Raw genomic sequence first — 12,979 nt, 5'->3', positions numbered from 1 at the left:
TCGCGCAGCGCTGGCGGAGCGTCATGGCGGACAACTACGGTACGCCGAAGCTGTCCCTCGTCCACGGCGAGGGCGCCAGGGTCCGGGACGCCGACGGCGGCGAGTACACCGACTTCGTCGGCGGCATCGCGGTCAATGCCCTCGGCCACGCGCACCCCGCCGTTGTCGAGGCCGTCTCCCGCCAGATCGCCTCCCTCGGCCATGTCTCCAACCTCTTCATCGCCGAGCCGCCGGTCGCGCTCGCCGAGCGGCTGATCCAGCTCTTCGGCCGCCCCGGCCGGGTCTTCTTCTGCAACTCCGGCGCCGAGGCGAACGAAGCGGCCTTCAAGATCGGCCGGCTGACGGGCCGTCGGCACATGGTCGCCACCGACGGCGGCTTCCACGGCCGCACGATGGGCGCGCTGGCCCTCACCGGCCAGGCCGGGAAGCAGGAGCCCTTCCGGCCGCTGCCCGGTGATGTCACCCACGTCCCGTACGGGGACGCCGAGGCGCTGCGCGCCGCGGTCACCGAAGAGACGGCCCTCGTGATCATCGAGCCGATCCAGGGCGAGAACGGCGTGGTCGTGCCGCCCAGGGGCTATCTGGAGGCGGCCAGGGAGATCACCCGCGCCACCGGCACCCTGCTGGTGCTCGACGAGGTCCAGACGGGCGTCGGCAGGACGGGGAACTGGTTCGAGTACCAGGCGCACCAAGGGGTCGAGCCCGATGTCGTCACCCTCGCCAAGGGGCTCGGCGGCGGGCTGCCGCTCGGCGCGGCGGTCGCGTTCGGGGAGGCGGCCGAGCTGCTGAGGCCCGGCCAGCACGGTACGACGTTCGGCGGCAACCCGGTCGCCTGCGCCGCCGGACTCGCCGTACTGGACACGCTCGCCGCCGACGGACTCCTGGACCAGGTGAAGCGGCTCGGCGAGAAACTGCGGAACGGTATCGAGGGCCTTGGCCATCCGCTGGTCTCCCACGTCCGCGGCTCGGGTCTGCTCCTGGGTATGGTGCTCACCGAGCCACTCGCGCCCCAGGTGCAACAGGCGGCTCAGGGTGCCGGGTTCCTCGTGAACGCGCCCGCTCCGGATGTCGTACGGCTGATGCCCCCGCTGATCATCGGCGACACCGAGGTGGACGCGCTCCTGGGGGCGCTGCCCGGCATTCTCGACGCGGCCGACGAGGATGGACGATCCTGAGAAACGAGACGACGATGACCGAGGCCCAGGACACCGAGCACGGCGGGCAGTCCGTACCGCAGACCAGAACCGCCCGCCACCGCAGGATCGTTGACATCCTCAACCGGCAGCCGGTGCGCTCCCAGAGCCAGCTGGCGAAGGTGCTCGCGGACGACGGGCTGAGCGTCACCCAGGCGACGCTCTCCCGGGACCTGGACGAACTGGGCGCGGTCAAGATCCGCAACACCGGCGGCGAGTTGATCTACGCGGTCCCGAGCGAGGGCGGCTTCCGTACCCCGCACGCCCCGCTCGGGGAGTCGGCGAAGGAGGAGCGGATGCGCCGGCTCGCCGGTGAACTGCTCATCTCCGCCGAGGCGTCGGCGAATCTCGTCGTCCTGCGTACGCCGCCGGGCGCGGCGCAGTTCCTCGCCTCGGCCATCGATCAGGCGGAGTTGAGCGACATCCTGGGCACGATCGCGGGGGACGACACCCTGATGCTGATCAGCCGCGACCCGGCGGGCGGCCAGGCACTCGCGGACCATCTGCTGAAGCTGGCCCAGAACGACCGCTGAGAGCGGGGGAGTCCGGAGCCCGGCCGTAGCTTCCGGATCCGCTCCCCGTTCCCGTTCCCCTTCCCGTTCCACTTCCGCCTGCGGATCTGCCTCCGCCTTCGGATCCGCTGCCGGTTCCGCTCAGGCGCTGACCTTGGCGACATAGCGGTGGAAGCCGCTCGTCGTCCACGTACGACCGTCGGGCATGACGGCGAAGCCCTCGGCGCCGGGCAGCGCCTCCAGCCAGCCGCGCGCCCGCTCGCCCATCGCGTACGCGGCCGTCGCGCGGGTGTCTGCCATGGTCAGCCCCTCCGGGCAGACCACGGTGACCGAGGCGAGCCCGCCGACCGGCGGCCGGCCCGTGTACGGGTCGAGGACATGGCAGCCCCGCTCGGCGGGTCCCGAGGTGGCCACGCCCAGCCCCTCCCCGGTCTCGATCACCGTGGCCAGCCCGCCGGGGCGCAGCGGGTCGGAGATCCCCACCCGCCAGGGCCCGCCGAGCAGTTGGATGTCGCCACCGCCGTTGAGACACACCGAACCGGCGCCGGACGAGGCGATCATCCGTACCGCGCGCTCCACCGCCCACCCCTTCACCAGCCCCGTCGGATCGAGGCCGCCCGCGTAGCGGGTGGTGAACCATCCCTCGCTCTCCCGCTCCGCCGCCGCGCACAGCTCCAGCACCTCGACGACCTCCCGCGCACACGCGGACAGGGCGAGCTCGCCCCGGCCCAGCCGCAGGATCTGGCTGTCGGGACGGAACGGCGAGAAGAGCTCGTCGGCGTGGTGCAGCGAGGCCACGGCCGCGTGCAGCCCGGCCCGGACCCGGGCCTCGTCCCGTACCCCGCGGATGTCGAACGAGAAGACGGTGCCCATCGATTCCTCGACATGGCGCAGTCGGGCGGTGCCGTACGACATCAGACCCCCGCCTTGTCGAGCGCGCTCTGCAGGGAGTCCCGGTAGCCCTGGCTGGTGTAGCTGGCTCCGGAGACGGCGTCTATCCGGGCGTTCTGGGCGGTGACGGCCGCCTGATCGAGCCGCGGGACGGCGTCGGCGGTGACCGACCGGCTGCGCGCGTCGGCGCCGGGGGCCTGGACCGCCTCGGACTTGGTGATCCTGCCGCCGTCCACGGTGATCCGGACCTGGACGGGCCCGTACTGGGTGTCCACGGCATCCCCGACCACGGTCCGCGAGCCCTCGGCGATGGAATCTCCGCCCCCGGGCCCGCCGGTGCCCGCCGGCGCGGACACTCCCGTACCGGCACCCGCCGCACCCGTCCCCGCTCCCACGGCCGCCCCGGTCACCGGCGATCCGCCGGGCTGCTTCAGCGCGAGCAGCAGGACAATGCCCGACGCGGTCGCGGCGACACCGATCATGATCCGCCGGAGCGGACGCGGTGTTCTCGTCGGTTTCATCGGCTGCCTCACAGTTCGAAGGACTCGTGATGGATACGACGGGTGGGCACGCCCGCCTCGCGCAGTGCCTCGTACGACTGACGGGCGAGCCCGGGTGGCCCGCAGAGATAGACATCGTGGTCCTCGATGTCCGGCAGCAGCTCCCGCAGCCGCCGCGGGGTGATCTCGGGCCGCACGCCGTCCGGCCCGTTGACGGCGTACAGCAGCCGCGCGCCGCGTGCCGACGCGATCTCCCGCAGCTCGGCCCAGAGCGCCAGATCCTCGGTCTTACCGGCCCGGTAGAGCAGCGTCAGATCACCGGGCCCGCCGGGCAGCGTCTCGAACAGCGCGCGCATCGGCGTGATACCGGCGCCGCCCGCGATCATCAGCACCTTCTCCTTGCTGCGCCGGGCCGCTGTCAGAGCGCCGTACGGGCCCTCCGCCCAGACCCTGGTCCCCGGCTCCAGCCGGGCCAGGGCCGCGCTGTGCCCGCCGTTCGCCTTGACGGTGATCCGCAGCAGATCGGGCCGGGGCGCCGCCGACAGGGAGTACGGATTGGAGCTCCAGCGCAGCCCGTCGGTGAGGAACCGCCAGCGGAAGAACTGGCCCGGCTGGGCGCCGAGCCGGTGCAGCCGCCGGCCGGTGATCAGTACGGAGACCACGCCGGGCGATTCGTACACGGTCCGCTCGACCCGCATCCGGTGGCGCCTGTTGAGCTGGATCGGGGCCAGCACGCGGTACCGGACCAGCAGCGCGCCCGCCGCGCCGTACAGCACGTACCAGACCGTGCGGGCCGTCGGGTTCCCCACGAACTCGGCCCCGGTGGCGAGCTGATGCCAGAACGTCAGATAGACGGCGACGTAGGTGAGCAGATGGAGGTAGTACCAGGTCTCGTAGCGCACCCGGCGGCGCACCGCCCCCGCCGAGACACCGCCGATCAGGAGAAAGATCACGGTTCCGGTCGCCGCCTCGACCATCCGGGGATATTCGAGGACGACGCCGACGCCCTGCTCCACGAGGCCGGTGCCGGCCCGGACCGCGTCCCCCCAGACGGTCAGCAGAACGTGGGCGAGCACCAGCCCGACCGCGTACCGTCCGCCCGTCGCGTGCCAGCGCGTCACCCGGTCGGAGCCCACCCGCCGCTCCAGCGCGGGGATCCGGGCCATCAGCAGCACCACGATCGCGATCGTGTATCCGCCGAGCAGCCCGGTCAGCCGGCCCGCTCCGGTCAGCCACTCCGCCGGGTCGAGAGCGACGACCGGGGTGTTCCACCACCACAGGGCCAGGACGGCACCCGCCCCCGCCCAGCAGACCACCAGCACCGGCAGTGCGCCCGACCGTCGCGGGCGGATCGCGCGCAGGGTCTGCCTTCTGGCGGCCCGGCCGTTGTGCAACATCGCCACAGGACTGCTCCTCCGTCGCCTCCGTGCCCGGCGATACGGATATGAGCGGCGGAGGGTTCAACGGGGGCCCCGGGGAACAGCCGGGGACGCGGTCAGGACGCGCTCTCGGCGGCCCTCACGGACGTGATCGCCGTCGGTCCCGAGGACGTGCCGATCGCGATGTGCGGACGGCGGTCCGGATCGGCCCAGGCCAGGACCGCGCTCATCGCGTCGGCCGGTACGGAGACACAGCCGGCGGTCGGGCCCTCGCCGTTGACGTGCAGAAAGATCCCGGCGCCCCGGCCGCGTACCGGCTGGTCGTAGTTGAAGCCGATCACCAGCGCGAGGTCGTACTGGGACGGATAGTCGGCCAGATGCTCGGCCTCCGTCGGCCGGCAGTCCGACGGCAGGCCCTCCACCCAGCGGTTGTACGCCACCGACTCGTTGTCCTGGCACCACCAGGACTCCTCCGTCACCGGGCGGTAGCCGACACTCGTCCCGTCCGGCGCGGGCGCGAGGCCGAACCCGTACGGCAGGTCGTACATCCCGGTCGGGGTGGTCGAGGTGCCCTGCGTACGCGACCGGCCCTCGGTCAGCCCGCCCGCCCCGAAGCGGGCCTTGGCGGAACCGGCCGCCACCCACCGCGCGCCGCGCCGGTCCCACCAGGTCACCCGGCCGGTGGTGGCCCCGGGCTCCGGGGCCTCGGCGGTGATCAGCTGGCTGCCGCCGCCGGTGTCCGCCATCCGTTCGGGCAGCGGCACATCGGCGGACGGCACATCGGCGGGTGGTGCGCCGGCGGACGGTGCGCCGGGGGAGGCGGCCGTGAGCGTGGCGACGGTGAGCAGGACGGAGCCGAGTACGAGAGCGACGCGCATGCCCGGACCGTATGCCGCCGGGAGAGCACCGGCCTCTCCGCTGCTCCGATCGGCGGTGCGCCCCGGAGGCCCCGGAGGTAACGGCGGTGCGCCCTGATACGCGTCATACGCGTGTCTGTCGGTCCGCGCGGTGCCTTCCGTCGGTCCGCGCGGTGCGCTCTGTCAGTCCGCGCGCGCCGGGAGCGGCAGCGGCAGCGCCGGCAGCCCGTCCAGGCTCACCCCGACATGGTCCTTCTTCGCGCAGTACGCGGCGAACTCCTCGTCCGACTTCCGGCCGAAGTGCTCGGCGTGCTGGGTGCGCTCCTCCCGGTAGTCCATGAAGGGGACGGCGAAACCGCAGGCGTCGCTGATCCGCTGTGCGTGGATCACGATGACCGCGCGGGCGCCGGGCCCGTCGGCGTCCGCGAAGAGGCGGATGTACTCGCCCCAGAGCGGGTCGTCCCGGAAGACCGGTTCGCCCCGTCCGTGCACCCGCAGCACCTTGGGCGGTCCGGTGAACGCGCACCACATCAGGGTGATACGGCCGTTCTCCCGCAGATGCGCGATGGTCTCCGCGCCACTGCCGCCGAAGTCCAGATAGGCGAGGGTCAGCTCGTCGATCACGACGAGGGTCCCGGCCCGCCCCTTGGGCGAGAGATTGACATGGCCGTCGGCCGCGAGCGGCGCGGTGGCGGTGAAGAAGACGGGCTGTTCCTCGATGAAGGTTCTTATCCTGCCGTCGATCCGTTCGTAACGCTTACCCATGTTCTGGATTATCGGTGCCGAGGGCCTGGAAGGAAGGCCGATTTCAACGGGTGGGACGGCCCGCTCGGTCGCACGATGGAACGATGACGGAGGCGCGAAGGACGAAGCGCGGCACCGAGGGACGCGCGGTGCGCGTGCGCCGGGTGTACGAGGCGCCGGAGCCCGGCGACGGGACCCGGGTACTGGTGGACCGGCTCTGGCCGCGCGGACTGGCAAAGAGCGAGGCCGCGCTGGACGAGTGGCTGAAGGACGCCGCGCCCTCGGCCGAGCTGCGGAAGTGGTACGGAAACGACCCGGCGCGGTTCGCTGAATTCGCCGGCCGGTACGCCGCCGAGCTCGCCGGACCCGGCCCCGAGCGGCCCCTCGCCCCGGCTGCGTGAACCAGGTCCTGTCCGCCGAGGACACGCTCACCCTGCTCACGGCCACCAAGGACACGCGGTACAGCCATGCCCCGCTGCTCGCCGAGGCGGTCCGCGGGGAGCACGTTGACAAAACAATACGGTGCATCGCATAGTTATACCTGTCAGTGAATGCACCGTAAGGAGAATCCCGTGACCGAGCGCGTCGTACTCGCCTACTCGGGCGGCCTGGACACCTCCGTCGCCATCGGCTGGATCGCCGAGGAGACGGGCGCCGAGGTCATCGCCGTCGCCGTGGACGTCGGCCAGGGCGGCGAGGACCTGGACGTCATCCGCAAGCGCGCGCTCGCCTGCGGTGCCGTCGAAGCCGAGGTCGCGGACGCGAAGGACGAGTTCGCCGAGGAGTACTGCCTCCCGGCGATCAAGGCCAACGCCCTCTACATGGACCGCTACCCGCTGGTCTCCGCCCTCTCCCGGCCGACGATCGTCAAGCACCTCGTCGCCGCCGCGAAGAAGCACAACGCGGGCACCGTCGCCCACGGCTGCACCGGCAAGGGCAATGACCAGGTGCGCTTCGAGGCCGGTATCACCGCCCTCGGCCCGGATCTGAAGTGCATCGCCCCGGTCCGCGACTACGCGATGACCCGCGACAAGGCGATCGCCTTCTGCGAGCAGAAGAACCTCCCGATCGCGACCACCAAGAAGTCCCCGTACTCCATCGACCAGAACGTCTTCGGGCGGGCCGTCGAGACGGGCTTCCTGGAGGACATCTGGAACGGTCCGATCGAGGACGTGTACGAGTACACCTCGAACCCGGCCACGCCCCGCGAGGCCGACGAGGTCATCATCTCCTTCAAGGAGGGCGTGCCCGTCGCCCTCGACGGCAAGCCCGTCACCGTCCTCCAGGCGATCCAGCAGCTCAACGAGCGGGCCGGTGCCCAGGGCATCGGCCGGATCGACATGGTCGAGGACCGGCTCGTCGGCATCAAGTCCCGCGAGATCTACGAGGCCCCCGGCGCCATCGCGCTGATCACCGCCCACCAGGAGCTGGAGAACGTCACCGTCGAGCGCGAGCTGGCCCGCTACAAGCGGCAGGTCGAGCAGCGCTGGGGCGAGATCGTCTACGACGGCCTGTGGTTCTCCCCGCTCAAGCGCGCCCTGGACGGCTTCATCAACGAGGCCAACCAGCATGTCACCGGCGACATCCGGATGACGCTGCACGGCGGCCGGGCCGTCGTCACCGGCCGGAAGTCGGACGAGTCGCTGTACGACTTCAACCTCGCCACCTACGACTCGGGCGACACGTTCGACCAGTCCAAGGCGCAGGGCTTCATCGAGATCTTCGGCCTCTCGTCGAAGATCGCCGCCCGGCGTGACCTCGCCTGAATCGAACCGTTGGACAGTCCGCCTCCCCGTTCCTCCGCGGCGGGGAGGCGGTCGTACTTCCCGATCCCTTCTGAGGAGCAGCAGTGAGCAGCAGTAACGGTGATGTCCGGCTCTGGGGTGCTCGGTTCGCCGACGGTCCGTCGGAGGCGCTGGCGGCCCTGTCCGCCTCCGTCCACTTCGACTGGCGGCTCGCGCCCTACGACATCGCCGGCTCCCGCGCCCACGCCCGCGTGCTGCACAAGGCCGGGCTGCTCACCGCCGACGAGCTGACCCGCATGCTGGCCGGTCTCGACCAGCTGGAGGCCGATGTCGCCGACGGCTCGTTCACGGGCACGGTCGCCGACGAGGACGTCCACACCGCGCTGGAGCGCGGCCTGCTGGAGCGGCTCGGCGCCGACCTCGGCGGCAAGCTGCGCGCCGGGCGGTCCCGTAACGACCAGATCGCCACGCTCTTCCGGATGTACCTCCGCGACCACGCCCGGATCATCGGCGGACTGATCGCGGACCTCCAGGACGCGCTGGTCGGGCTCGCCGAGGCGCACCCCGAGGTCGCGATGCCCGGCCGTACGCATCTCCAGCACGCCCAGCCCGTCCTCTTCGCCCACCATGTGCTGGCGCACACGCAGTCGCTGTCCCGGGACGCGGAGCGGCTGCGGCAGTGGGACAAGCGCACGGCGGTCTCCCCGTACGGCTCCGGCGCGCTGGCGGGGTCCTCGCTCGGGCTCGACCCGGAGGCGGTCGCCGCCGACCTCGGCTTCGAGCGCGGCTCGGTCGGGAATTCGATCGACGGCACGGCCTCCCGTGACTTCGTCGCCGAGTTCGCCTTCGTCACCGCGATGATCGGCGTCAATCTGTCGCGGATCGCGGAGGAGATCATTCTGTGGAACACGAAGGAGTTCTCCTTCGTCACCCTCCACGACGCCTTCTCCACCGGCTCCTCGATCATGCCGCAGAAGAAGAACCCGGACATCGCCGAGCTCGCGCGCGGCAAGTCCGGCCGGCTGATCGGCAATCTGACCGGGCTGCTGGCCACGCTGAAGGCGCTGCCGCTCGCGTACAACCGCGATCTCCAGGAGGACAAGGAGCCGGTCTTCGACTCCTGCGACCAGCTGGAGGTCCTGCTGCCGGCCTTCACGGGCATGATGGCGACCCTGACCGTCAACCGGGAGCGGATGACGGAGCTGGCACCGGCCGGCTTCTCGCTCGCCACGGACATCGCCGAGTGGCTGGTCAGGCAGGGCGTGCCGTTCCGGGTGGCACACGAGGTCGCGGGGGAGTGCGTCAAGGAGTGCGAGACGCTCGGTGTCGAGCTGGCCGACCTCACGGACGAGCAGTTCGCGAAGATCTCCGCGCACCTCACCCCCGAGGTGCGGACGGTGCTCAATGTGCCGGGCTCGCTGGCCTCCCGCAACGGCCGGGGCGGTACGGCCCCGTCGGCCGTCGCCGTCCAGCTCTCCGAGGTCAAGGCCGATCTGGTGATACAGCACGCCTGGGCCGGCGCCAAGAAGTGACCACCGCCGAGAAGTGATCACCGCCGAGAAGTAACCACCGCCAAGAAGTGACCATCGCCGAGAAGCAGCCGGATTTCCCGGAGCCCCGGCACCTGGCCGCTACAGCGCCGCCGCCCACTCCGCGAGCGCGTCGAAGTCCGGACGGATCAGCCCGATCCCGGGATCGATACACATCAACAGGGCGGCGGCGAGGTGGCGTTGCCCCGTCCACTCGCGGTCGTACGAGGTGACCTCGTCGTCCACCCAGGCGAAGGGCCGTCCGGCCGCGTACTCCAGTACGTACGGGGTCTTCCAGAACGTCCCGCGAGGGCCCTTCCGCTCCGCGCCCGACCACTCGACGTACGGCAGCTCCGGCAGTCCGAGCACCGGCCCGATCCACTCATTGGCGTCGTCCTCCCACGTGGTGGCCCAGACCAGCTCGTACCGGTCGGCGAGCGCCAGCAGCTCCACCCCGTGCTCCGGGTTGAGCAGCACGGGCAGCGGCTGATCCGCGGGCCAGCCCGAGGGCCGCATCCAGTGTTTGACGTATCCCTCCGGCGCACGCTCGGCCGTGAGGGCGAGATACGGGTTCAGCGGACCGTCGACATCGATCAGCAGCAGTGGCTTCGTACGCGAGTCCATACGCGACTTCATACGCGGGTTCGTCCCTTCTGGGTAGTGGTTCGGCGTTGTATTGAATGAGACATTGCTGTCTCATGTGGGTTATGGTCGTCTCATGACGGTCGATCGTGAACAGGTGCTGCGCACCGCCGCCGCCCTTCTCACCCGCAGGGCAACCGCCACCATGGACGAGGTCGCCCGGTCCGTGGGGATAGGGCGAGCGACGCTGCACCGGCATTTCGCCGGGCGGGACGCGCTGATCAAGGCGCTGGAGGAGCTGGGCCTCAAGGAGCTGGAGACGGCCCTCGACGCCGCTCGGCTGGACGAGGGCCCGGCGGACGAGGCGCTGCGGCGGCTCATCGCCCGTGTCGAGCCCTCCGCCGGACTGCTCGCCTTCCTCCTCACCGAGAACCAGCTCTTCGAGGGCGATGTCTACGACGGCTGGAACCGCACCGACGCCAGGGTCTCCGCGCTCTTCCGGCGGGGACAGGAGGAGGGCGTGTTCCGGATCGACCTCAGCCACGCCTGGCTGACGGACGCCCTCTACGGACTGATCAGCGCCGGTGCCTGGACCGTCCAGGACGGTCGCGCCGCACCCAAGGATTTCCAGTACATGATCGCCGAGTTGCTGCTCGGCGGAGCACGACGGAGTGTGAAGCCATGACCAGCAGCCATCTCGCCGTGACGGAGAGCGAGCAGACGCCCCGTCCCGGGCGCTGGATCGCGCTCGCCGTGCTGGTCCTGGCCGTGCTTCTGGTGGCCGTCGACGCCACCGTGCTTGGCCTCGCCACCCCGTTCCTCAGCGAGGACCTGAAGCCGACCGGTACCCAGCTCCTCTGGATCGGCGACATCTACTCCTTCGTCATCGCCGGTCTGCTGGTCTCCATGGGCAGCCTCGGCGACCGGATCGGCCGCAAGAAGCTGCTGCTGACGGGTGCGGTCGCCTTCGGCGGGGTCTCCGTACTCAACGCCTACGCGACCACTCCGGAAATGATGATCGTGGCGAGGGCACTGCTGGGGGTCGCGGGCGCGACGCTGATGCCCGCCACCCTCGCCCTGATCCGCAATATCTTCCACGACCCCAAGGAGCGCAGCGTCGCCATCGGCATCTGGGGCGCGATGGCCTCCGCGGGCGCGGCGGTCGGTCCGGTCGTCGGCGGTTTCCTGCTGGAGCACTTCTGGTGGGGCTCGGTCTTCCTGATCAATCTGCCCGTGATGGCCGTCCTGGTGATCGTCGGTGTCAAGATGCTGCCCGAGTCGAAGAACCCCGCGCCGGGCCCGTGGGACCTGACCAGTGTGCTGCTCTCCCTGGCCGGCATCGTGAGCGTCGTCTACGCGATCAAGGAAGGCGCCACGCACGGCCTCGCCTGGAACGTCGTCGTCGTGGGCCTGCTGGGCGTGGGCGCGATCCACTGGTTCGTACGGCGCCAGCTCACGCTGCCCGCCCCGCTGCTCGACATGCGGCTCTTCCACCACCGGGGCTTCTCCGGCGCGGTACTGGCCGACCTGCTGACCATCCTCGGCCTCTCCGGACTGGTCTTCTTCCTGTCGCAGTATCTGCAGCTGGTGCAGGGCCGCCGGCCGCTGGAAGCGGGGCTGGCCGAACTGCCCGCGGCCGTCGGCGCGGTGGCGGCGGGACTCCTCGCGGGAAGCGTCGCACGCCGTTACTCCGTACGGTCCGTGGTGGCCGGCGGGCTCGCGGCGATCGGTCTGTCCCTCGCGGCGCTGGTCACGATCAGCCAGTCCACCGGCTATCCGCTCCTCGGCGCCGTTCTGCTGATCGTCGGCGTGGGCGCGGGCTTCTCCTTCACCGTCACCGCCGATGTGATCCTCTCCAGCGTCCCCAAGGAACACGCCGGTTCGGCCTCCGCGGTGTCGGAGACGGCGTACGAACTGGGCGCGGCGCTCGGTATCGCGCTGCTCGGCTCGATCGTCACCGGCGTCTACCGGGGCTTCCCCACCCCGTCCGGTGTCCCGGCCGATGTGGCCTCGGCCGCGCACGAATCCCTGGGCGGCGCGGTGGAGGCCGCCACCGGACTCCCCGGGCACTCCGGGGCCGCTCTGGTGGCGGCCGCGCAGGAGTCGTTCGTGGACGGTCTGCGCCTCGCCGCCGGGGCGGGCGCGGCGGTGCTGCTGGCGACGTCGGTGGCGGCCTGGTTCCTGCTGCGCGGCCAGAAGCTGGAGGAGGGTGTGGAGCACTGACGGCGCTGACGGTGCCCCGGGCACTGACGGCGTGTCGGGCGCGTCGGACGCGGCGGGTGAGTTCTCCCGCCGCGCCGGCCACGACGGGTTACGCCGCCTTCGCCTTCGTGGCGTACATGTCCACGTACTCCTGCCCGGACAGCTCCATGACCTCGGTCATCACCGAGTCCGTCACCGCCCGCAGCACATAGCGGTCGCGGTCCATGCCCTCGTACCGGGAGAACTCCATCGGCTTGCCGAAGCGCACGGTCACCTTGCCGGTCCTGGGCATGCCCGAACCGTTCGGCTGGAGCTTGTCCGTACCGATCATCGCGAAGGGCACCACCGGCGCGCCCGTCATCAGCGTCAGCCGCGCGATGCCCGTACGGCCGCGGTACAGCCGGCCGTCGGGGGAGCGGGTGCCCTCCGGATAGATACCGAAGACATTGCCCTCCTCCAGGATCCGACGGCCCGTCATGAGCGCCGCCACCCCGCCCCGGCCGCCGTCGCGGTCCACCGGGATCATGCCCACGCCGGTGAAGAACCAGGCCATCAGCCTGCCCTTGAGGCCCTTGCCCGTGACGTACTCGTCCTTGCCGATGAAGAAGACCTGACGGTCACAGACCAGCGGCAGGATCATCGAGTCGATGAAGGTGAGATGGTTGCCGGCGAGGATCACCGGCCCGCTCCCCGGAATGTTCTCGGCGCCTTCCACACGGGTGCGGAACATCAGGCGCATGATCGGTCCGAGCGCTGCCTTGATGAGCGCGAAGCGGGACAACGGGTCCTCCGGTGTCGTGCGAAGTCGTTGGACGGCCGGCCTGGCGGCCACCTCTAAATCTCTG

General features: G+C 70.9%; 15 protein-coding genes. 8 read left to right on the top strand and 7 right to left on the bottom strand.

The window, feature by feature from the left end; all coding sequences use genetic code 11:
* Positions 1-23 precede the first annotated feature (23 nt).
* Both ACFRMN_RS27980 and ACFRMN_RS27975 read left to right on the top strand, forming a co-directional pair.
* Entirely contained in the window at positions 24-1,175 is a 1,152-nt protein-coding gene (locus tag ACFRMN_RS27980) for an acetylornithine transaminase (RefSeq protein ID WP_383024432.1), read from the top strand.
* Between the two features lie 14 nt (positions 1,176-1,189).
* Positions 1,190-1,726, top strand: a complete 537-nt coding sequence (locus ACFRMN_RS27975; protein ID WP_030355301.1) for an arginine repressor — start codon at positions 1,190-1,192, stop codon at positions 1,724-1,726.
* Between the two features lie 120 nt (positions 1,727-1,846).
* Here ACFRMN_RS27975 and ACFRMN_RS27970 read toward each other — a convergent pair whose 3' ends face one another.
* From ACFRMN_RS27970 to ACFRMN_RS27950, 5 genes are all read right to left on the bottom strand, one after another.
* Complete coding sequence (locus ACFRMN_RS27970; RefSeq protein ID WP_383024222.1) at positions 1,847-2,620, bottom strand: FAD:protein FMN transferase; 774 nt, start codon at positions 2,618-2,620, stop codon at positions 1,847-1,849.
* Positions 2,620-3,117 (bottom strand): FMN-binding protein, encoded by a 498-nt coding sequence (locus ACFRMN_RS27965; protein WP_383024219.1) that lies wholly within the window; start codon positions 3,115-3,117, stop codon positions 2,620-2,622. Before ACFRMN_RS27965 ends, ACFRMN_RS27970 begins: the two co-directional genes overlap by 1 nt.
* Before the next feature lie 8 nt (positions 3,118-3,125).
* Positions 3,126-4,493 carry a ferric reductase-like transmembrane domain-containing protein gene (locus ACFRMN_RS27960; RefSeq protein ID WP_383024430.1) on the bottom strand — a complete coding sequence of 456 codons (1,368 nt, stop codon included), beginning with the start codon at positions 4,491-4,493 and terminating at the stop codon, positions 3,126-3,128.
* Positions 4,494-4,591: 98 nt separating this feature from the next.
* Entirely contained in the window at positions 4,592-5,353 is a 762-nt protein-coding gene (locus ACFRMN_RS27955) for a L,D-transpeptidase (RefSeq protein WP_383024216.1), read from the bottom strand.
* Between the two features lie 162 nt (positions 5,354-5,515).
* Entirely contained in the window at positions 5,516-6,097 is a 582-nt protein-coding gene (locus ACFRMN_RS27950) for a pyridoxamine 5'-phosphate oxidase family protein (RefSeq protein ID WP_383024214.1), read from the bottom strand.
* Positions 6,098-6,180: 83 nt separating this feature from the next.
* On the opposite strand from ACFRMN_RS27950, the gene ACFRMN_RS27945 reads away from it, so the two are divergent.
* The 4 genes from ACFRMN_RS27945 to argH all read left to right on the top strand — a co-directional run bounded on the left by ACFRMN_RS27945 (position 6,181) and on the right by argH (position 9,353).
* Positions 6,181-6,477 carry a DUF488 domain-containing protein gene (locus ACFRMN_RS27945; RefSeq protein WP_383024211.1) on the top strand — a complete coding sequence of 99 codons (297 nt, stop codon included), beginning with the start codon at positions 6,181-6,183 and terminating at the stop codon, positions 6,475-6,477.
* Positions 6,474-6,611 (top strand): hypothetical protein, encoded by a 138-nt coding sequence (locus ACFRMN_RS27940; protein ID WP_383024208.1) that lies wholly within the window; start codon positions 6,474-6,476, stop codon positions 6,609-6,611. Before ACFRMN_RS27945 ends, ACFRMN_RS27940 begins: the two co-directional genes overlap by 4 nt.
* A gap of 37 nt (positions 6,612-6,648) precedes the next feature.
* Positions 6,649-7,842, top strand: coding sequence for an argininosuccinate synthase (locus ACFRMN_RS27935; protein ID WP_383024207.1), 1,194 nt, complete (start codon positions 6,649-6,651; stop codon positions 7,840-7,842).
* Positions 7,843-7,925: 83 nt separating this feature from the next.
* Positions 7,926-9,353 carry an argininosuccinate lyase gene (gene argH, locus ACFRMN_RS27930; protein ID WP_383024204.1) on the top strand — a complete coding sequence of 476 codons (1,428 nt, stop codon included), beginning with the start codon at positions 7,926-7,928 and terminating at the stop codon, positions 9,351-9,353.
* 99 nt (positions 9,354-9,452) lie between these two features.
* Here argH and ACFRMN_RS27925 read toward each other — a convergent pair whose 3' ends face one another.
* Positions 9,453-9,974: a hypothetical protein gene (locus ACFRMN_RS27925; RefSeq protein WP_383024201.1), complete on the bottom strand. Its 522-nt coding sequence runs from the start codon at positions 9,972-9,974 to the stop codon at positions 9,453-9,455.
* 94 nt (positions 9,975-10,068) lie between these two features.
* On the opposite strand from ACFRMN_RS27925, the gene ACFRMN_RS27920 reads away from it, so the two are divergent.
* Both ACFRMN_RS27920 and ACFRMN_RS27915 read left to right on the top strand, forming a co-directional pair.
* Positions 10,069-10,617 carry a TetR/AcrR family transcriptional regulator gene (locus ACFRMN_RS27920; RefSeq protein WP_383024198.1) on the top strand — a complete coding sequence of 183 codons (549 nt, stop codon included), beginning with the start codon at positions 10,069-10,071 and terminating at the stop codon, positions 10,615-10,617.
* Positions 10,614-12,155: an MFS transporter gene (locus ACFRMN_RS27915; RefSeq protein ID WP_383024195.1), complete on the top strand. Its 1,542-nt coding sequence runs from the start codon at positions 10,614-10,616 to the stop codon at positions 12,153-12,155. Before ACFRMN_RS27920 ends, ACFRMN_RS27915 begins: the two co-directional genes overlap by 4 nt.
* A gap of 88 nt (positions 12,156-12,243) precedes the next feature.
* Here the strand turns inward: ACFRMN_RS27915 and ACFRMN_RS27910 are convergent, their stop codons facing one another.
* Positions 12,244-12,873, bottom strand: a complete 630-nt coding sequence (locus ACFRMN_RS27910) for a lysophospholipid acyltransferase family protein (RefSeq protein ID WP_383024428.1) — start codon at positions 12,871-12,873, stop codon at positions 12,244-12,246.
* Positions 12,874-12,979: the final 106 nt, after the last annotated feature.

The organism is Streptomyces sp. NPDC056835 (assembly GCF_042789485.1).
Taxonomy (GTDB): Bacteria; Actinomycetota; Actinomycetes; order Streptomycetales; family Streptomycetaceae; genus Streptomyces.
Note: the sequence above shows the minus strand (reverse complement) of the source record. Positions and strands in the feature narration are given on the sequence as shown.

What these genes read in the sequence shown, in the direction of transcription:
- ACFRMN_RS27925 (WP_383024201.1), bottom strand. Translation starts at nt 9,974, where the DNA reads ATGGACTCGCGTACGAAGCCACTGCTGCTGATCGATGTCGACGGTCCG.
- ACFRMN_RS27910 (WP_383024428.1), bottom strand. Translation starts at nt 12,873, where the DNA reads ATGCGCCTGATGTTCCGCACCCGTGTGGAAGGCGCCGAGAACATTCCG.
- ACFRMN_RS27965 (WP_383024219.1), bottom strand. Translation starts at nt 3,117, where the DNA reads ATGAAACCGACGAGAACACCGCGTCCGCTCCGGCGGATCATGATCGGT.
- ACFRMN_RS27950 (WP_383024214.1), bottom strand. Translation starts at nt 6,097, where the DNA reads ATGGGTAAGCGTTACGAACGGATCGACGGCAGGATAAGAACCTTCATC.
- ACFRMN_RS27955 (WP_383024216.1), bottom strand. Translation starts at nt 5,353, where the DNA reads ATGCGCGTCGCTCTCGTACTCGGCTCCGTCCTGCTCACCGTCGCCACG.
- ACFRMN_RS27945 (WP_383024211.1), top strand. Translation starts at nt 6,181, where the DNA reads ATGACGGAGGCGCGAAGGACGAAGCGCGGCACCGAGGGACGCGCGGTG.
- ACFRMN_RS27970 (WP_383024222.1), bottom strand. Translation starts at nt 2,620, where the DNA reads ATGTCGTACGGCACCGCCCGACTGCGCCATGTCGAGGAATCGATGGGC.
- ACFRMN_RS27980 (WP_383024432.1), top strand. Translation starts at nt 24, where the DNA reads ATGGCGGACAACTACGGTACGCCGAAGCTGTCCCTCGTCCACGGCGAG.
- ACFRMN_RS27960 (WP_383024430.1), bottom strand. Translation starts at nt 4,493, where the DNA reads ATGTTGCACAACGGCCGGGCCGCCAGAAGGCAGACCCTGCGCGCGATC.
- ACFRMN_RS27920 (WP_383024198.1), top strand. Translation starts at nt 10,069, where the DNA reads ATGACGGTCGATCGTGAACAGGTGCTGCGCACCGCCGCCGCCCTTCTC.
- ACFRMN_RS27975 (WP_030355301.1), top strand. Translation starts at nt 1,190, where the DNA reads ATGACCGAGGCCCAGGACACCGAGCACGGCGGGCAGTCCGTACCGCAG.
- ACFRMN_RS27915 (WP_383024195.1), top strand. Translation starts at nt 10,614, where the DNA reads ATGACCAGCAGCCATCTCGCCGTGACGGAGAGCGAGCAGACGCCCCGT.